Below are 18,155 nucleotides of genomic sequence, written 5' to 3' on the forward strand. Positions count from 1 at the left end.
ACTACTTATTTTCTGGATGCTAATTCTAACTTATTTTGGTAATACTTATAGGTCTCTAATTGTGCCCTAAAAATAGGATTATGATTTCGTCCTCTGTATTTATTATCTAATTTATAGGAATGAAAACGCGCTTTTACATTTCCTTTCCATCCGATATCAAAATTATCGATTAATTCATTTTTTATTTCCTGATCATAAATGGGACAGGTTACTTCGACACGGTCATCTAAGTTTCTAGTCATGAAATCCGCGGATGAAATATAAACTTCGGTTTGACCAGCATTTCCAAAAATATAAACTCTAGAATGTTCTAAATAATTATCCACAATGCTTATGGCCTCTATGTTATCGCTCATTCCGACAATACCGGGTATCAAGGAACAAATTCCTCTCACTTCAAGTTGAATTTTTACTCCAGCCCTGCTGGCTTCATATAACTTATCAATCATCTCAAAATCAGACAAACTATTCATTTTTAGTTTTATATGTGTTTTCCTCCCGGCTAATGCATGTGTAATTTCACGGTCTATTAATTTTACAAATCGGGTTCTTGTGTAGTGAGGCGAAACAATCAAATGTTTGTAACGATTCACCCTGTAGTTAATGTCAAAAAACTCAAAAATCCTCATGATATCTTTCAATATTTGTTGGTGACTGGTAAAAAGAGTCACGTCAGTATAGACCTTGGCGGTAGATTCGTTGAAATTTCCTGTTGAAATAAAACCATATCGTTTTATCTTATCATTTTCATTTCTTTCGATAACACATATTTTACTGTGGACTTTTAGCCCTTTTATTCCAAAAATAAGTTCAATACCTTCTAATTGCATTTGTTCAGCGTAGGAAATATTTGAAGCTTCATCGAAACGGGCTTGTAATTCGATTTGAACCGTTACTTTTTTTCCATTTTTAGCAGCATTAATCAGAGAGCTAATAATTTGAGAATTTTTAGCTAAACGATATAATGTGATTTTAATCGAAGTCACTTTTGGGTCCAATGCCGCTTCACGCAAAAATCGTGTCAAATAAGAGAAAGACTGATAAGGAGCGTTTAATAAATAATCTCTTTGGCTAATTTTTTCTAAGATACTTCCTTCGAGACTTAGCCCAGGAATGGGTAAAGGATCATTTGTTTTGTACAATAAATCAAATCGCCCAAGATTAGGAAAATTCATATAATCCCTTCTGTTATGATATCGCCCTCCTGGAATAATACTATCTGTTGATTCAATTTTCATTTCATCAAGAAAAAACTGCAAGGTATCTTTTTCAATCAATTGGTCGTAAATAAAGCGAACCGGTTCTCCAATTCTTCGGTCTTTTACACTCAAGGATATCTTTTCGATCATACTTTTACTTAAGTCACTATCGATATCCAATTGCGCATCTCTGGTAATTTTGATCATATGTGCCGAAACACTTTTATAATCAAAAATATTAAAAATGCTGCTTAAATTATGTCGAATCACGTCATCAATAAGAATTACATATTGTTTTTCATTATCAGAGGGCAAAACGACAAAACGGTTAATTGTTTTAGGGATTTCGATAACTGCATAGCGAATCTCTGAGGTGTGATTCATCACCAATTTGACTGCCAGGTAGCCGGATGTGTCTTTTAGCAATGGAAATTCTGCTAAATCATTTAATATAATAGTGACTAATTCAGGACTTAATTTTTGGATAAAAAAGTCCTTCAAAAAAATTTCTTGTTGTGTGGAGATATCATTTTCAGTAATGATAAATATATTTTTTTTCTCGAGTTCCGATTCAATTACACTCAAAATTCGCAAACTTTCGGATTGCTGCTGGATAACAATTTCAGTGATATCTTTGACTAATTGTTGTGCGGAAATACCCCCAAGATATTTTTCTCCGGTTATCCCTGTTAAACTTAATCGTCTGATGGCGGCAAAACGAACTCTAAAAAACTCATCTAAATTATTTGAAAAAATACCTAAAAACCGCAATCTGTCTAGTAATGGAACTGAATTATCTCCAGCTTCCTGAAGCACTCTAGCATTGAATGCCAACCAACTTTTTTCTCTATCAATATATTTGTGTGCTACTACTTTATTCATCTTAAATCTTTGGGGAATATAATTTTTTTAATTTTACCTTTTTTTAATTTTTTCCAATCATCGGTATCAAATTCTAAGGATACAAATCCGGTTGTCGGAATGTTTTCAACGAAAACATTCCCAAATTTATTAACAAAATTTGTAACTGCCTCGTTGTGTCCAAAAAGAATAATATTTTCGAAACTGTTACTGCAGGATTTAATAGCTTCCTCAAGCTTCTTTTCATCAAAGGTATAAAGGTCGTCTTTGTAAACGATACATTCAATGGGATAGGCAAAATTTTGAGCAAAAATTAACGCAGTGTCTGTTGCTCTTTTGGCAGTGCTCGACCAAATTAGATATGTTTTAGGCATAAAATGAATTATATCCGAAGATACTAGATGCGCATCTTGTATGCCCCTCTTCGTTAAAGCACGATCCTTATCGTGTAACGGTGCCTCCCAACTTGATTTTGCATGACGTACAATAATTAAATTTTTCATAATGTAAAATAATTTGGGGTCTCTAAACATAAGAAATCACATAATCAAAACAATTTACAAAAACTAAGTCTATTATTTAAATAATTTTGTTAAAATCTATGCTATTTATATCAAAAAAGCATCAATGAGTAACTTTTTGGTAGGTAAAATATTTTTAGTAGACAGTCTACAAAACAAGTTGTCGTTAATAAGTTTACCAGTAAATTGATCGTTAAGTTATTAACAAAAATTTTAGTACTTAACAAAAATATTTTACTGTCTATCACAGACGACTTGATGCTAGTTTGGGATAGAGCTAATTGGAAGTTTGGATCGAAAAATATCAATAGACTAACGCTTGGTTTCAGTTATAAAAACGTAGCTTTTCCGTTACTGTTCAAAATGTTAGACAAAGCAAGGAATTTAGGCACAGAAGAGCGAATTATTTGATTAAGAAATATATCGAGTGGTTTGGAAAAAAAGTGTTTACTGCTTATAATTTGTTGGTAGCAAATGGATGGATTTTTGAACAACGAAAATATTAGAGATTACATCGAAATTAGAAATAATTTCAAAATTTATTCTTTCAAAAAACAGGGAGAAATAAAAGCATTTTGGTTCTTTATTAATTTGAAATTCGGAGAGTTTTATCACGATCCAAAAATAGTAGAATTGCATGGACAACAATGTTATCTCTCTGGAAATAAAAAAATTGGCAGAGATGGAAAATAGGTAGTTTTTAATTATAGTTTCATTCATTAAACCTGAACAAGCACTGATATATTATCGACAACGCTTGCAAATCAAAACACTTTTTAGAGGATTAAAAAGACAGTGGATTTAATATAGAAGACACTCATGTAACCGATTTAGAAAGATTAGAAAAACTCTTTTTCCAAACGATGATTGCTTTTGTATAGTTATAAAATTGGTGAGTATTTAGATAAGAACATCCAAAAAAAAACGATAGAAGAACAGCAAGTGCGTTTAAATACAGATAAGATTATTTGTCATAATTTCTTTTGAATGGTTTTAAGTCAATAAAATACAGTCTCTGTGGTTTTTTTGTCATGTACTTAATACTAATTTATAAAAAAAATATCACAATAGCGCCTACACTGCTGACAATATAATTGAATTTTCTTTCTTTAAATGCTTGAATGGAACACTGATGTATTTAATTATAAAAAGTTTTTCTCGCTAATTGAACCACTTCCGTCGCATTTTTGATTTGATGATCAATATTATTTAGGACAAAATTTATTTTTTTGTGGGTGTTATTTTAATAATTTCGTGTTCGCGTGCTAATTATGCTGCAACATTATCTTTATAGAAATAGGAACAGAAAACGATGGTATTATTTAATTGCCCTGCTAACCCAAGCATCGTTCAAGCTGTCATAATTAATAGGCTGTGCCGGAGTTTGATTTTGTAATCTTCCTGAATCAAATCCTCGTACTAGTATAGTTTCTATTAAATAATCCTCGTTGACATAGTAGGGTTCGTATTTTGTTTTTAGATTAATGTCAAACATGCTTGCTGCAGTATTGGACCAAAAAGCTTTCCAGCCACTTTTAAGGTTTTTTACTAACTCATAAGTGGTAGTGCCTGTTTGACGGTGAATTAACTTTACCAATATTTGACCTTGTTTACGAGATAGCTTTTTAAGTTTAGCTTCGAACTCCTCACTCAAATAACTTTCTACTATCTTAAAGTATTTTTTTTTCTCCTTATTTGTTTTAAGGTTTGCCATTCCTTTATTAAGAATCGTCAATCGCTCCGAAGCTAATTTTGCATAAGGATACGTTTTATAAACCCGACTTTGAAGTAATAAAAATTGCTTTCTTGCTTCAGGATCCATTTTTCCCTTATAAATTATTATTTCTGGTAATTGAATGGTGTCATTAAGAATCAATTCGTCATCTTCTAACTCATGCCCCATTTTTGTAGTATCCTGCGGTATTACCTGTGCATTAACAGACAAAGTTATCAATAGAAAAAACAACAAAAATTTAATTAGCTTCATATTAGGAAAGTTTAATTGCCAAAATTATACATTATATACGCAACTGTAATGCCAAATTTATAATTTAGCAAAAAAATAATTTTATGAGCACAAAATCAATATTAAACAAGTCGTCACTTGAGTTTTTAGAAAACTATCTAAATAATGCCTCGCCTACCGGTTATGAAAGTGGTGGACAAAAATTATGGATGGATTATTTAAAACCTTACGTTGATACTTTTATAACAGATACTTACGGCACAGCGGTAGGAATTATAAATCCTGATGCACCTTATAAAGTAGTAATTGAAGGTCATGCGGATGAAATTTCATGGTACGTAAATTACATTACAGACGATGGATTAATCTACGTGATCAGAAATGGTGGTTCCGATCACCAAATAGCCCCTTCAAAACGCGTCAATATTCATACTAAAACAGGAATTGTAAAAGGTGTTTTTGGCTGGCCAGCGATTCATACCCGCAATCGAGGAAAAGAAGAAGTGGTTAAAGTAGACAATCTATTTATTGATATCGGCTGTGAAACAAAAGAGCAAGTAGATAAAATGGGGGTTCATGTAGGCTGCGTGATTACCTATCCTGATGAATTCATGATTTTGAACGAAAATAAATTTGTTTGTCGCGCCATTGATAACCGTATGGGTGGGTTTATGATTGCCGAAGTGGCTCGTTTGCTACACGAAAACAAAATAAAACTTCCTTTTGGATTGTATATTACGAATTCAGTTCAGGAAGAAGTAGGGCTTCGCGGTGCCGAAATGATTACCAAAACCATCAAACCAAACGTAGCGATCGTAACCGATGTTTGTCATGACTCTACTACTCCAATGATTGAAAAGAAAATTGAAGGAGATACAAAAATTGGTAAAGGTCCTGTAGTTACTTACGCTCCTGCTGTTCAAAATAATTTGAGAGAATTAATTTTAGAAACCGCCATGGCAAACGAAATTCCGTTCCAAAGATTAGCTTCATCTCGTGTTACGGGTACTGATACCGATGCTTTTGCGTATAGTAATGGCGGCGTAGCTTCTGCATTAATATCGTTGCCGTTGCGATATATGCACACCACGGTTGAAATGGTGCATCGTGACGATGTTGAAAATGTAATTAAATTAATTTATGAAACCTTATTGAAGTTAGAAAACGAAGAAACATTCTCTTATTTTAAATAGTTTTAGGAGCTAATCCCGCTATCCGTTTTAAATGAAATTCACTGAACTCAAATAAAAATAAAAGTATAGTGAAGTAATCTTTTCCTTTTTATCGGGGCTAAAAAACCGCAATTCAAAATTATGAATTGCGGTTTTCTATTTTACTTTTATTAAAATAATTATCTATTGGCTAGATATTCCAAAACATTTTTCTCGATTCGTTCATCAATATTACTGATGTCTGCTTTTACAAATTTCTCTCCTAAGATATTTTCATATAATTCAATATATCTTTCAGAAACGGTTTGAATGTATTCATCCGTCATATCAGGAATTTGTTGTCCTTCTAATCCTTGAAAACCATTTTCGATTAACCAGCGACGAACAAACTCTTTCGATAATTGTTTTTGTTCCTCACCGTTGTTTTGGCGTTCCTGATATCCTTCAGCATAAAAATAACGAGAAGAATCCGGCGTATGAATTTCGTCAATCAAGACAATTACCCCTTCTTTGGTTTTTCCAAATTCATATTTGGTGTCAACCAAAATCAAACCACGACTGGCTGCAATTTCAGTTCCCCTTTGAAACAAATCTCTCGTGAATTTCTCTAAAACCAAATAATCTTCTTCAGAAACAATTCCTTTCGATAAAATATCCTCACGAGAAATATCAGCGTCATGTTCGCCATTATCCGCTTTGGTAGTCGGAGTAATAATAGGTTCCGGGAATTTATCATTTTCTTTCAAATAGTCAGGCATTGAAACTCCGCAAATTTCTCTTTTTCCAAGAGCATATTCTCTGGCAGCATGACCAGAAAGATAGCCCCGAATGACCATTTCTACTTTAAAAGGGACGCATAAATGCCCTACCGCCACATTAGGATCAGGAGTTGCAATTAACCAGTTAGGCACAATATCCTGAGTCAGCTCCATGAATTTAGTAGCAATTTGGTTTAGAATCTGACCTTTATATGGAATTCCTTTTGGCAAAACTACATCAAAAGCCGAAAGCCGATCCGTAGCTACCATTACCAAAAGTTCATCATTGATATTATATACTTCTCTTACTTTACCGCGGTAAACAGATTGCTGGTTTGGAAAATTAAAATCAGTAGTTGTGATGGTGTTGCTCATTATACTAGTTGTGTGTGTTTTTGTTCTTGCAAATTTAAAACTATTTCATAGAGTTTTGCAAAGAAGCGAACTCATAAATTTAACTTTTATCTCTAAAATTATTTTTTAAGCAACGTATCGTTGAATAAGTTTAAGATTCGGCCGTATTCGTCAACCCAAGAATAGGTTTCTTTAAAACCATGTGCCTCCACTGGAAAACTGGATAAACTCCATTTTTTCTTCCCTAATTCGATAAAACGCTGAGACAAACGAACAATATCTTTGTACTCTACATTATCATCTACCATTCCGTGAAGCATCAATAAATCTCCTTCTAAATTATCTGCAAAATAGATTGGAGAACTTTTTTTGTAAGCATCCGGATCCGTTTCTGGAAAATTAAGAATATTTCCAGTATAACCATGATTGTAATGCGCCCAATCTGTAACGGAACGCAATGCAGCTCCAGAAGCAAACTCTTTAGGCGTAGTCAACATTCCCATCAACGTGATGAAACCGCCGTAAGAACCGCCATAAATCCCAACTCTTGTCGCATCGATTCCATGATTTTCAACTAGGTATTTCTTTCCGTCAATTTGATCTGTTAAGTCCTTCCCGCCCATAAAACGGTAAATTCCTGTTCTAAAATCACGCCCATATCCATCGCTGCCTCGATAATCAATATCTAAAACAGTATAGCCTAAATCGACCAATAAATTATGAAACATGTATTCTCTGTGGTAGTTACTCCAATAGTTATGGGCGTTTTGCAAATAACCGGCACCATGAACAAACAAGATAGCTGCTTTATTCGCATTGGCAGTTTGCGGCTTATACAATCTCGCATTTACGGGAGTTCCATCCTGCGCTTTGAAAGTAATCACTTCCGGTTCACGCCAAGAATATCCTTTGAAACTTTCCGATGTTGAAGCCGTTATCTGATTTAAGCTTGTATTCTTTTTATTAGGCGCTACATACAATTCCCAAGGTTTATTTTTATACGAGTAACGAACCAATAATTTGCTTTCGTCTGGAGACAAACTCACTTCATGAGCACCATCTTTAGTCAAAATTGGTTGTAAAACCGGATTTATAAATTCCAATTTATAAAAGTTTCTGTTTCCGGGATGCGTAGTCGTTGTGGTTAAATAAAAAGACTTTTTATCTTTTGCTAAACTCACGTTGCGCACTTCCCAATTTCCTTTAGTCAGTTGAGTTTTCTTTTTTGATTTTAAATTATAGCTGTACAAATGCGAATAACCAGTTTCTTCGGATTGAAAATAAGCAGTTTCATTGTCTCCCAAAAATCCCAGCGTTCCTCTTCCATACGAATTAGAAGGAATTCCGGGCCCGCCAATCCAAGCTTCATCATGTTGATGGTCTAATTCCTGAAAAGTTCCTTTCTCTAAATTTAAACTGACAATCCATCTATCTTTGTTGTCCTGGCTTCTTATTTCACTAATTGCATACGAACCATTTTCATTGTAAACAGGTTCCTGAACTACAATCAGTTTATTCTTTTTTTCTGTCGTTTTTGATTTTTCATACCATTCAAAATACTTAGGAACATCCTGAATATGACTTAATGTTGAAAAATTTACGAAATAAACAGAATCTTTAATAATGTTATAGACTCCAAATTTAGTTGCCAACAAATTATCTACAGAAACTTTCTCCTTTGTATCTTCAATTTGGTTGTAGCCATCAGCAGTTATGAAAAGTTCCATTTTTTCACTTTTACGTTCTGAATCTTCTATTAATCTGAAGGTGGCAAAGTTTCCTTTTGGATCCACTTTTAAGCTTCCAAAGGTATTTTTTCCATAATAATAAGGCTTTGGAAAATCAGATTTTGTAGTTTTTGATTTTGCCAAATTCCATTTTTTCAGTGCTTCCTGATCTCTGACAAATTGGAATAATTCTGCTTGTTGGCTTTTCAAAAAAGACTCTTTTTCAGTGGTTTTCTCATCTGATTTTCCTTTACGAAAGTTTGTGATTTGAATGATAGAACCTTCATTGGTATTGAACTGAAAAAGATTTTCATTTTGCCTGAAATAAAGCACTCCTGGTACAGAACCCATTTGTAAATTAGCAATCGGACTGCTTTGTTGGTACAGTTTTTTCGAGATTTTACTTTTTACAGCATACGAAAATAATCTTCCCTTATCGATGTAATAATATAAATCCGGATTAGTTGTTTTTTTAAAATCTAGTTTTGAAAAAGCAGCTTCATCTGGAGAAGCTAATTCTGGTTTTGTTAATCCATTTTTCCAAAAATAAGTACTTGTGCCCAACTCATTGTTTGGATTCCAATCAAAATACACTTTCTCACCATCTAAAGACCATCTTTCATTTTCAGGCGAAACACCAATAAAAGTGTTGCCTTTCATGATTTCTTCCAGTTTTAGCGTTTGACTTTGAATTGTTATGAAAAATAAGATACAGATAACGAAGATTATTTTTTTGTTCATTTAGTTTTAGTTTTTTTTGAAAATGGGAAAATATGGTTAGTTAAAAACATTAATTATTCAATAATTCCTGCGCTATATATTTGGCGACTCCGTCATTATCATTAGTTAAAATTACCTCTAAATGAGATAATTTATTTTTCAAACTATCAGGTGCATTCCCCATCACTAAACCTTTCCCGGAAGAATTAAGCATCTTTTCATCATTGTAGCCATCACCAAAAGATAGTGCTTGCTGAAAAACAAAATTTTCCAGTTCCAAAATTCTGGCAATCGCAACACTTTTATCTACGGATTTGTCCATAAATTCCAGGCAAAGCGGAAGACTAAAAGCATGGCTAAAAAGTCCGGTATGATTTTCTAAAATTTGATCTCTTAATTCGATTAATTTTGAATGTCGATCGTGCGTAAAAAATACTTTTATAGCACTCAAATCCTCTAAGTTTTCAAAATCAACGAGTTCTGGATGATAATTTACTTCTGGTTGAAACTCATTTAATTTTTCATTGTGCTTGTTCGTTTGCCAAACATTTTCTCTGAATAATACGGTTGTAATTTCAGGATCAATATCTAAGGACAAGACGGATTTAACGGCCTCACTTTCCATATTATAAGAAAAAATCAGCTCTTTTTCAGGAGAATGTATCCGTGCTCCATTTGAAGTGACTAAATAAACAGGAACATCCAATCCTGCTACAATAGGCATTGCATCCAGATGATGACGACCAGTTGCTATAATTATTAGGTAATTTTGATTATGGAGTTCTTGAAAAACAGTTTTGGTGTATTGGGATATTTTGTGATCTGAGTTGAGTAACGTTCCGTCTAAATCGCTTATTACGACTTTTATTTTTTCTTGTAGCATCTTTCGGTTTTCACTATCATTTTTAATATTTCCAAATTTATTCAATTTTAAAGAGAAACGCAAAAATTTATAAAAAGTTTAGGTTATCCTTTCTTGACGATATTTTGATAAATATAGCTATTTTATTTGTTGTATTTAAAATACAACAAATAGAAAATGATTGCTATCTTTGTAAAAAATAAATTTCAATACCATGAATGCAAGTCAAAAAGAATTAATAAAAGCAACTGTGCCAATTTTAAGAACAAATGGAAATGATTTGATAACCTATTTTTACCAAAGAATGTTATCCAATAATCCAGAGTTGAAAAACATTTTTAACATGGCAAATCAAGCTAGTGGAAAACAACAAAATGCTTTAAGTGGAGCTGTACTTGCTTATGCTGAAAACATAGAAAATCCTACTGTTTTGATCAATACGTTGAAATCAATTGGAAATAAACATGTAAGTTTAAATATTCAACCAGAGCAATATGATATTGTTGGAAACCATTTAATCGGATCGATAAAAGAAGTATTAGGTGATCTCGCAACAGTAGAATTAATTGAAGCCTGGACCTGTGCTTACAATGAATTGGCTCAGATAATGATTAATATTGAAGCTGAAATGTACCAAAAAACAATTAATAAAAAAGGAGGATGGAATGGCTGGAGAAACTTCATAATCTCCAAAATTGTAAAAGAAAGCGACGAAATTAATTCATTTTACCTTAAACCAGAAGACAACAAAGAAATTGCTGATTTCTATCCGGGTCAATATATATCTGTGAGTACTTATATTCCTGAATTAGGTCATAAACAGCCTAGACAATATAGTCTGTCGTCTTATTCTAATAATGAATATTATAGAATTTCAGTAAAAAAAGAAATTAGTCAAAACACATCTCCCGATGGTATTGTTTCCAATGCTTTACATAACAAAAAGGAAGGTGGTAGTATCGAAGTTAGTGCACCAGCGGGGGTGTTTTTTGCAGATCCAGACGCAAAAAATCCTTTAGTACTGGTTAGTGGCGGTGTTGGACTTACTCCTATGATGAGTATGGTTGAAACCAATAAAAATTCACTTCAAAAAAATAAAACAGTTTGGATTCACAGTTGTCGCAACGAAAATGTTCACGCGTTTAAAGATACTATCGAGGAATTAAACAACCAAAATGAGTGGTTAACTTCTTTCGTTTTTTATGAAACTTTGCCCGAATCAGAGACAAATGCTATCGAAGGAAGAATTGATTTGCAGCAAATAAAAGAAGAAATCCTTATTGAGGATGCAAAATATTATATTTGCGGACCGGCTATTTTTATAAAAGTTCAATATCAATCTTTGGTTGCGCTTGGCGTAAATAGAGAAAATATTCTGTATGAAGAATTTGGTCCTCAATTATTAAGCCTTAATTAGTAAATTTTAATATGAAATTGAATCACTTTACCGATTTTAGTATGCGCGTTTTGATGTATCTAAATCAAAAAAAAGATACTCCACAAAGTTCTCTAGATGATTTAGCGACTACATTTAAAATCTCGCGAAACCATCTTATAAAAGTGGTTCAATTTTTATCGGCAAATCAATTAATTCTCACCAAAAGAGGAAAAAATGGTGGAATAGTGATTTCTGAAAAAGCAAGAGAAATTCAATTAGGCGATTTGATTCACCTATTAGAACAAGACGATACGCCCATCGTCAACTGCGATTCAAAACCTTGCATCTTTCAATCACACGATTGCAAACTAAAATCATTGTTCAATACCGCTTATCAAGCTTTTATTGAAAGTTTAAATCAGTACACACTTTCTGATATAGAATTCAAGAATTGGAGTGCTATGTTTCAGGATTAATAAAAAAAATTACAAAAGGAGGCTTTTTCACAAAGCCTCCTTTTGTTTTAATCATTATTCTCAATCATTTTGTAGGCATCAATTACTTTTTTAACTAATCGGTGTCTCACAATGTCTTTATCATCCAGATAAATGATTCCAATTCCCTCAACGTCTTTCAAAACCAATAGCGCTTCTTTGAGTCCGGATATGGTTCTTCGCGGTAAATCGACTTGTCCGGGATCCCCTGTAATCATGAATTTAGCACTTTTTCCCATACGGGTTAGGAACATTTTCATTTGAGAATGCGTTGTGTTTTGGGCTTCATCCAAAATTACAAAAGCATTATCCAGTGTTCTACCACGCATAAATGCCAATGGTGCTATCTGGATAATTCCCTTTAAAATATAATCTTCCAGTTTTTCGTTGGGTAACATATCGCGTAAAGCATCGTAAAGTGGTTGCATATACGGATCTAGTTTTTCCTTCATATCTCCGGGAAGAAAACCAAGGTTCTCCCCTGCCTCTACCGCTGGTCTTGTCAATATAATGCGTTTGACTTGCTTTTCTTTTAGCGCTTTCACTGCCATAGCAACTCCGGTGTACGTTTTTCCTGTACCGGCAGGTCCTACTGCAAAAACCATATCATTTTTTTCCATGGTATCTACCAACAATTGCTGATTGGGCGTCATAGGTTTGATGATTTTACCACCTACTCCATGTACTAATATTTTATCTTGTCCCTGAAATTTTTTGTCTTCCTGAACATCACCACGAATAACACGCTCGATTACATTATTATCAATGTTATTGTATCTTGAAAAGTGCACCATTAATCGTTGAAAACGTTTTTCAAAGTCGTCTAAAACTTCTTTTTCACCAAAAGCTTTTAAGGTTGTTCCCCGGGCGACAATCTTTAATTTTGGATAATATTTTTTAATTGTTTCAAGATGAGTGTCTTGAGCGCCCCAAAAGTCTGTTGGAGCGATGTCTATGAGCTCGATTATTCTTTCGTTCAAATGAGGTTGTTTTTAAATTAAATTAAGTAAATCAATAAATTTGTTATCAATGCGAATAATTGTAGTATTAATTTGAATTTGTCTTTTGTTTTTTGCTTTTTTGAATTTACTATTATTAGCTTTGCGTTTCTCAAATTTAATGAAAATTAGGTTTACAAAACACCAATAGTTATAAACAAATTTATGTCAATAATTACCCTAACTACCGATTATGGCTTGAAAGACCACTTTGTAGGTGCGCTGAAAGGGAAAATTTTGTCTGAGTATTCCGAAGCTGTAATTATTGATATTTCACATGATATTGATCCATTTAACACGTTAGAAGCTAGTTACATTATTGGAGCATCGTATGCGAGCTTTCCAAAAGGAACCGTTCACCTTGTAGGAGTAGATATGGAATCCAATAAAGAGAATCAACACATTGTCATGCAATGGAACGATAATTATTTTATTGCTGCCGATAATGGGATTTTAAGCATGCTGTCGCAAAAAATTGTTCCGAAAAAAATGGTGGCAATTAATATTCATGATCGTTTACCGAGTGAAGCTACTGATCTGGATGTTTTTGTAAAAGTAGCCTGTCATTTAGCCAAAGGGGGATTAATGAATGTCATTGGTAAAGAAATCAATACGATTAAGCACGTTACAAATCTACAAGCCACAATTTCAGAAGATGGGAATTCACTAAAAGGAAATGTGATTTACATCGATCATTTTGGGAATGTAATTACCAATATCTCTAAAAAATATTTTATTGAAGTTGCCAAAGGAAGGCCATATGAAATTGTTCTGAAAACTAAAAATATCAAAACAATTTTGCCCAACTATTCAGCGATTGCGAGTTCTGAAAAATATCCGATTAAATCGTATGAAGGCGAAAAATTAGCCATTTTCAATGAAGCCGGTTTTCTTGAAATTGCAATTTTCAGAAGCAATCCTTCTAAAGTAGGTTCAGCGAATAGCTTATTGGGATTGAATTATAGAGATATAATAAATATAGTATTCAGATAGCAGTGTTCAGTAATCAGTAAAAAAAATCTGAAATCATAAATCGTTAATCTAAAATCATAAATCCAAAATGCTTGTACGAATAGTAAAATTGAGTTTTCACGAGGAACATATTCCTGCATTTTTAGAAAACTTTGAGTTAATGAAAGATAAAATACGAAATGCGCCCGGAAATCGTTTCTTAGAATTGTATCAGGACAAAAACAACAAAAGCATTTTCTTTACCTATAGTTATTGGGAAACAGAAACTGATTTAGAAAATTACAGGAATTCTGAACTTTTTTACGATGTTTGGACATTCACCAAGAAATTATTCAACGACAAACCAGAAGCGTGGAGCGTGGATAAATTAGTTACTTTGGTTTAAAGTTTTTTAGTTTAAAGTTGAGCAACGTTAAACTAAAAAAACTTTAAACTTTAAACAAAAAATAAAACATGAAATCAATAGTTTTACGAGAGATAAAATCCTTTTTCGGTTCGCCCATCGGCTACTTAGTTATTGCCATTTTTTTAATTATTAATGGATTGTTTCTTTGGGTTTTCGAAGGAGATTATAATATTTTGAATACCGGCTTTGCTGATTTGACTCCGTTTTTTACCTTAGCGCCATGGATTTTGATATTCTTGATTCCTACAGTAACCATGCGCAGTTTTTCGGATGAAAAAAAGCAAGGAACATTAGAATTATTACTGACGAAACCATTGAGTATTTGGCAAATTGTAAATGGAAAATTTCTTGGTGCTTTACTTTTAATTGTCATGGCGATTATTCCAACATTCATTTATGTAGCCGTTATTTCTAGTTTAGGAATGCCGGAGGGCAATATCGATATGGGAAGCACAATTGGTTCTTATTTTGGATTATTATTTTTAATTGCAGCCTATTCTGCCATTGGGATATTCACTTCAACATTATCGGATAACCAGATTGTGGCATTTATTATTGCCGTATTTTTATGTTTTTTCTTCTATTTTGGGTTTGAAGGGTTAGCTGCTGTTGTTCCAAATGTATCTTCCATAATCGCGTCATTAGGAATGCAAGATCATTTCAAAAGCATGAGCCGAGGCGTATTAGATACCAGAGATATTCTTTATTTTACCAGTATAACCGTTGTCTTTCTTTCATTTACTGTTTATAATCTAAAATCTTTCAAATCGTAATGACTACTTCTAAGAAAAACAACCTAAAATCGGTATTGATTGTCCTTGTCCTTGTAGTTCTTGCGAATGTCATAGGAAATTCCTTTTTTCATCGTTTTGATTTAACAAAAGACAACAGATATACTCTTTCTCCTACTTCTTTGACTATCGTAAAGCAAGTCCAAAATCCGTTGTCTATAAAAGTATATATGCAAGGTGATTTACCGGCTGAATTCAAGCGTTTACAACAAGAAACAAAACAATTACTCGAAGAATTTCAGGCGTACAACTCAAATATTATTTTTGAATTCGCAGATCCATTGGAGAATGATGACACCAGCATGGACAATATTAAAGACTTGTATCGAAAAGGGCTTACGCCAATAAACATAACCGTTGACGATAAAGGAAAGCAATCTCAAGCGATGGTTTTTCCTTGGGCCACAGCCGTTTATGACAATAAAGAAGTTAATATCCCCTTGCTGAAAAACATTATGGGTGCGTCAACTACCCAAAAAGTCATTGGATCTGTTCAGCATTTGGAATATTCTATTGCTGAAGGATTGAATAAAATTACCAAAGCCAAACAAAAGAAAATTGCTGTTATCAAAGGAAACGGTGAATTGCAAGATATCATGATGGCTAAATTTCTTTTGCAAGTGCGCGAAAGTTACCATATTGGTCCTTTTACTTTAGATTCGGTTGCCAAAAACCCTATTGGAAGTTTAGAAGCTTTAGAAAAATATGACTTGGCAGTTATCGCTAAACCAACTGAAACGTTTACCGATGCGGAGAAACAAGTTTTGGATCAATTTATCATCAACGGGGGAAAAACATTATGGTTGATTGACCAAGTTACGGCTGAAATGGACAGTTTGTACAATGCTTCAGGAGCTACTTTAGCGTATCCAAGAGATTTAAATTTAAATGATATGTTCTTTAAATACGGCATCCGAATCAATCCTGATTTAGTAAAAGACGAACAGGGAAGCTCCATAAAACTAGCCACTGGAGAACAAGGAAGTGCGACACAATTTCAGGAATTCAACTGGAAGTTTGCGCCACAAGTGTATCCAAATAGTGTACATCCGATAGTTAAAAATTTAGGAGGAATCAAATTTGATTTTGCGAATCCAATCGATACTTTGAAAAATGGAATTAAGAAAACTATTCTGTTGGAATCGTCTCAATATTCGAAAAAAATAGGAACTCCAACAGAGATCAACCTGAATAGTGTTGCCGAAGAAACTTCGCCAAATGATTACTTGAACAAAGGAAAGATTCCGCTTTCTGTTTTATTGGAAGGTTCGTTTCGTTCTATGTTTGAAAATCGAGTGTTGCCATTTGAACAAAAAACATTTCAAACGACAGGAAAAGAGAACAAAATGATTGTGATTTCGGATGGAGATTTGATAAAAAACCAATTGGATAAAAACTTTCAACCCGTAGAATTGGGTTATGACCAAAGGTCTGGAAATTTGTATGATAATAAAGATTTCCTGATAAATTGCGTGAATTATTTACTCGATGATACGGGACTTATTAACATTCGAAGCAAAGATCTTGATTTACCTTTATTGGAAGAAGAAAAAGTTTATGAAAACTATACCCGAATACAAATCCTAACTATCGGACTTCCAATTCTTATTTTGGTACTTTTTGGGATCTTATTTACTTTTCTTCGAAAAAGAAAATACAGCAAATAGATGTTAATAAAAAAGTTTCGAAACTAGAATAGTTTACGATATATTTGTAAAATGTAACGTATTTCGAATTTAGAGAAATACCTTAAAAAATAAAACAAAACAGATGAAATTTATAGTATCGAGTTCGTACTTATTGAAGCAATTACAGGTTTTAGGTAACGTTATCAACAGCAGTAATACTTTGCCTATTTTAGATAATTTTTTATTTGATTTAGACCATAATGAGCTAACAGTTTCTGCTTCTGATTTAGAGACAACCATGTCTGCGACGTTAGGAATTGATTCAGAAAGTAAAGGAAGCGTTGCTGTGCCTGCGAAATTGCTTTTGGAAATCCTTAAAACATTTCCGGAACAACCGCTAACTTTTACAGTTGAAGAAAATAGTACGATAGAAATCAGTTCTAATTCTGGTAAATATGCTTTGGCTTATGCTCCTGGAAATGAATTTCCAAAATCGGTTAACTTAGACGATCCATCTGTAACGCTTGTTCCTGCTGATGTTTTGGCAACTGCTATAAGTAAAACTATATTTGCAGCCGGTAACGATGATTTACGTCCGGTAATGTCTGGTGTATTTTTTCAGTTTTCGCCACAAGGGTTGACATTTGTTGCAACTGATGCGCATAAATTAGTAAAATATGCGCGTACCGATGTAACCGCCTCTCAGGTGGCTGATTTCATCATGCCAAAAAAACCTTTGAATATCTTGAAAAATATTCTAGGTACTTCAGATGCTGAAGTGAAAATTGAATATAATGATTCGAATGCTACTTTTTCTTTTGACAATTATATTTTAATGTGCCGCTTAATTGATGGAAAATATCCAAATTACGAAGCAGTAATTCCAAAAGAAAATCCGAATAAATTAATGATTGACCGTTCTCAATTTTTGAGTTCTGTACGTCGTGTTGCTATCTTTTCGAATAAAACTACACACCAGATCCGTTTGAAAATAGCAGGTGCTGAATTGAATGTTTCTGCTGAAGATATTGATTATTCAAACAAAGCCGAAGAGAGATTGACTTGTGATTATCAAGGTGATGATATGCAAATAGGATATAATTCTCGTTTCTTAACTGAAATGTTGACTAACTTACAATCGGATATGATTATGCTTGAAATGTCATTGCCAAACAGAGCCGGAATTCTAACTCCTGTTGATGGATTAGAAGAAGGAGAAACGGTAACGATGCTTGTAATGCCAGTAATGTTGAACAGCTAGTTCAGTTTAAAATACGCTATTAACCAAACCATTTTTATATTTAAAAAACCGTCCCGATAAATCGGGACGGTTTTTTGTCTATGTTCA

Annotated in this window: 15 protein-coding genes; 8 read left to right on the forward strand and 7 right to left on the reverse strand. The window is 33.3% G+C overall.

Annotation, left to right across the window (positions count from 1 at the left end):
* Positions 1-5: 5 nt before the first annotated feature.
* The 3 genes from ppk1 to EKM02_RS01360 all read right to left on the reverse strand — a co-directional run bounded on the left by ppk1 (position 6) and on the right by EKM02_RS01360 (position 4,568).
* Complete coding sequence (ppk1, locus tag EKM02_RS01350; protein WP_126451678.1) at positions 6-2,081, reverse strand: polyphosphate kinase 1; 2,076 nt, start codon at positions 2,079-2,081, stop codon at positions 6-8.
* Entirely contained in the window at positions 2,078-2,563 is a 486-nt protein-coding gene (locus EKM02_RS01355) for a SixA phosphatase family protein (RefSeq protein ID WP_126451679.1), read from the reverse strand. Before EKM02_RS01355 ends, ppk1 begins: the two co-directional genes overlap by 4 nt.
* A gap of 1,336 nt (positions 2,564-3,899) precedes the next feature.
* Positions 3,900-4,568, reverse strand: coding sequence for a DUF4294 domain-containing protein (locus EKM02_RS01360; RefSeq protein ID WP_126451680.1), 669 nt, complete (start codon positions 4,566-4,568; stop codon positions 3,900-3,902).
* 83 nt (positions 4,569-4,651) lie between these two features.
* On the opposite strand from EKM02_RS01360, the gene EKM02_RS01365 reads away from it, so the two are divergent.
* Entirely contained in the window at positions 4,652-5,740 is a 1,089-nt protein-coding gene (locus EKM02_RS01365; RefSeq protein ID WP_126451681.1) for a M42 family metallopeptidase, read from the forward strand.
* A 158-nt stretch (positions 5,741-5,898) separates the two neighbouring features.
* Here the strand turns inward: EKM02_RS01365 and EKM02_RS01370 are convergent, their stop codons facing one another.
* The 3 genes from EKM02_RS01370 to EKM02_RS01380 all read right to left on the reverse strand — a co-directional run bounded on the left by EKM02_RS01370 (position 5,899) and on the right by EKM02_RS01380 (position 10,161).
* The gene (locus EKM02_RS01370) at positions 5,899-6,852 is read right to left on the reverse strand and encodes a phosphoribosylaminoimidazolesuccinocarboxamide synthase (protein WP_126451682.1); all 954 of its coding nucleotides are present in this window, start codon (positions 6,850-6,852) and stop codon (positions 5,899-5,901) included.
* Positions 6,853-6,950: 98 nt separating this feature from the next.
* Positions 6,951-9,299 (reverse strand): S9 family peptidase, encoded by a 2,349-nt coding sequence (locus tag EKM02_RS01375; protein ID WP_126451683.1) that lies wholly within the window; start codon positions 9,297-9,299, stop codon positions 6,951-6,953.
* 49 nt (positions 9,300-9,348) lie between these two features.
* Complete coding sequence (locus EKM02_RS01380) at positions 9,349-10,161, reverse strand: Cof-type HAD-IIB family hydrolase (protein ID WP_126451684.1); 813 nt, start codon at positions 10,159-10,161, stop codon at positions 9,349-9,351.
* Between the two features lie 193 nt (positions 10,162-10,354).
* Here EKM02_RS01380 and hmpA point away from each other — a divergent pair, with 193 nt between their 5' ends.
* Both hmpA and EKM02_RS01390 read left to right on the forward strand, forming a co-directional pair.
* A complete protein-coding gene (gene hmpA / locus EKM02_RS01385; protein WP_126451685.1) occupies positions 10,355-11,557 on the forward strand; it encodes an NO-inducible flavohemoprotein in 1,203 nt (400 codons plus the stop codon).
* A gap of 11 nt (positions 11,558-11,568) precedes the next feature.
* Entirely contained in the window at positions 11,569-11,994 is a 426-nt protein-coding gene (locus tag EKM02_RS01390) for an Rrf2 family transcriptional regulator (protein ID WP_126451686.1), read from the forward strand.
* Positions 11,995-12,041: 47 nt separating this feature from the next.
* Here EKM02_RS01390 and EKM02_RS01395 read toward each other — a convergent pair whose 3' ends face one another.
* Positions 12,042-12,992 (reverse strand): PhoH family protein, encoded by a 951-nt coding sequence (locus EKM02_RS01395; protein WP_126451687.1) that lies wholly within the window; start codon positions 12,990-12,992, stop codon positions 12,042-12,044.
* Between the two features lie 183 nt (positions 12,993-13,175).
* Between EKM02_RS01395 and EKM02_RS01400 the strand changes: the two genes are divergently transcribed.
* The 5 genes from EKM02_RS01400 to dnaN all read left to right on the forward strand — a co-directional run bounded on the left by EKM02_RS01400 (position 13,176) and on the right by dnaN (position 18,068).
* Complete coding sequence (locus tag EKM02_RS01400; protein WP_126451688.1) at positions 13,176-14,003, forward strand: S-adenosyl-l-methionine hydroxide adenosyltransferase family protein; 828 nt, start codon at positions 13,176-13,178, stop codon at positions 14,001-14,003.
* A gap of 67 nt (positions 14,004-14,070) precedes the next feature.
* On the forward strand, positions 14,071-14,367 hold the full coding sequence (locus tag EKM02_RS01405) for a putative quinol monooxygenase (RefSeq protein WP_126451689.1): 297 nt from the start codon (positions 14,071-14,073) through the stop codon (positions 14,365-14,367).
* A 68-nt stretch (positions 14,368-14,435) separates the two neighbouring features.
* Positions 14,436-15,161, forward strand: coding sequence for a gliding motility-associated ABC transporter permease subunit GldF (gldF, locus tag EKM02_RS01410; RefSeq protein WP_126451690.1), 726 nt, complete (start codon positions 14,436-14,438; stop codon positions 15,159-15,161).
* Entirely contained in the window at positions 15,161-16,846 is a 1,686-nt protein-coding gene (gldG, locus tag EKM02_RS01415; protein WP_126451691.1) for a gliding motility-associated ABC transporter substrate-binding protein GldG, read from the forward strand. The genes gldF and gldG overlap by 1 nt, the downstream gene beginning before the upstream one ends.
* Positions 16,847-16,949: 103 nt before the next feature.
* Positions 16,950-18,068: a DNA polymerase III subunit beta gene (gene dnaN / locus EKM02_RS01420; RefSeq protein WP_126451692.1), complete on the forward strand. Its 1,119-nt coding sequence runs from the start codon at positions 16,950-16,952 to the stop codon at positions 18,066-18,068.
* Positions 18,069-18,155 lie beyond the last annotated feature (87 nt).

This window comes from Flavobacterium sp. RSP49 (assembly GCF_003968735.1).
GTDB lineage: Bacteria > Bacteroidota > Bacteroidia > Flavobacteriales > Flavobacteriaceae > Flavobacterium.

Excerpts from the sequence above, each read along its gene's own strand:
- EKM02_RS01405 (WP_126451689.1), top strand. The coding sequence starts at position 14,071 with ATGCTTGTACGAATAGTAAAATTGAGTTTTCACGAGGAACATATTCCT.
- EKM02_RS01375 (WP_126451683.1), bottom strand. The coding sequence starts at position 9,299 with ATGAACAAAAAAATAATCTTCGTTATCTGTATCTTATTTTTCATAACA.
- EKM02_RS01400 (WP_126451688.1), top strand. The coding sequence starts at position 13,176 with ATGTCAATAATTACCCTAACTACCGATTATGGCTTGAAAGACCACTTT.
- EKM02_RS01390 (WP_126451686.1), top strand. The coding sequence starts at position 11,569 with ATGAAATTGAATCACTTTACCGATTTTAGTATGCGCGTTTTGATGTAT.
- EKM02_RS01360 (WP_126451680.1), bottom strand. The coding sequence starts at position 4,568 with ATGAAGCTAATTAAATTTTTGTTGTTTTTTCTATTGATAACTTTGTCT.
- hmpA (WP_126451685.1), top strand. The coding sequence starts at position 10,355 with ATGAATGCAAGTCAAAAAGAATTAATAAAAGCAACTGTGCCAATTTTA.
- gldG (WP_126451691.1), top strand. The coding sequence starts at position 15,161 with ATGACTACTTCTAAGAAAAACAACCTAAAATCGGTATTGATTGTCCTT.
- EKM02_RS01370 (WP_126451682.1), bottom strand. The coding sequence starts at position 6,852 with ATGAGCAACACCATCACAACTACTGATTTTAATTTTCCAAACCAGCAA.
- EKM02_RS01355 (WP_126451679.1), bottom strand. The coding sequence starts at position 2,563 with ATGAAAAATTTAATTATTGTACGTCATGCAAAATCAAGTTGGGAGGCA.
- EKM02_RS01380 (WP_126451684.1), bottom strand. The coding sequence starts at position 10,161 with ATGCTACAAGAAAAAATAAAAGTCGTAATAAGCGATTTAGACGGAACG.
- dnaN (WP_126451692.1), top strand. The coding sequence starts at position 16,950 with ATGAAATTTATAGTATCGAGTTCGTACTTATTGAAGCAATTACAGGTT.
- EKM02_RS01365 (WP_126451681.1), top strand. The coding sequence starts at position 4,652 with ATGAGCACAAAATCAATATTAAACAAGTCGTCACTTGAGTTTTTAGAA.
- gldF (WP_126451690.1), top strand. The coding sequence starts at position 14,436 with ATGAAATCAATAGTTTTACGAGAGATAAAATCCTTTTTCGGTTCGCCC.
- ppk1 (WP_126451678.1), bottom strand. The coding sequence starts at position 2,081 with ATGAATAAAGTAGTAGCACACAAATATATTGATAGAGAAAAAAGTTGG.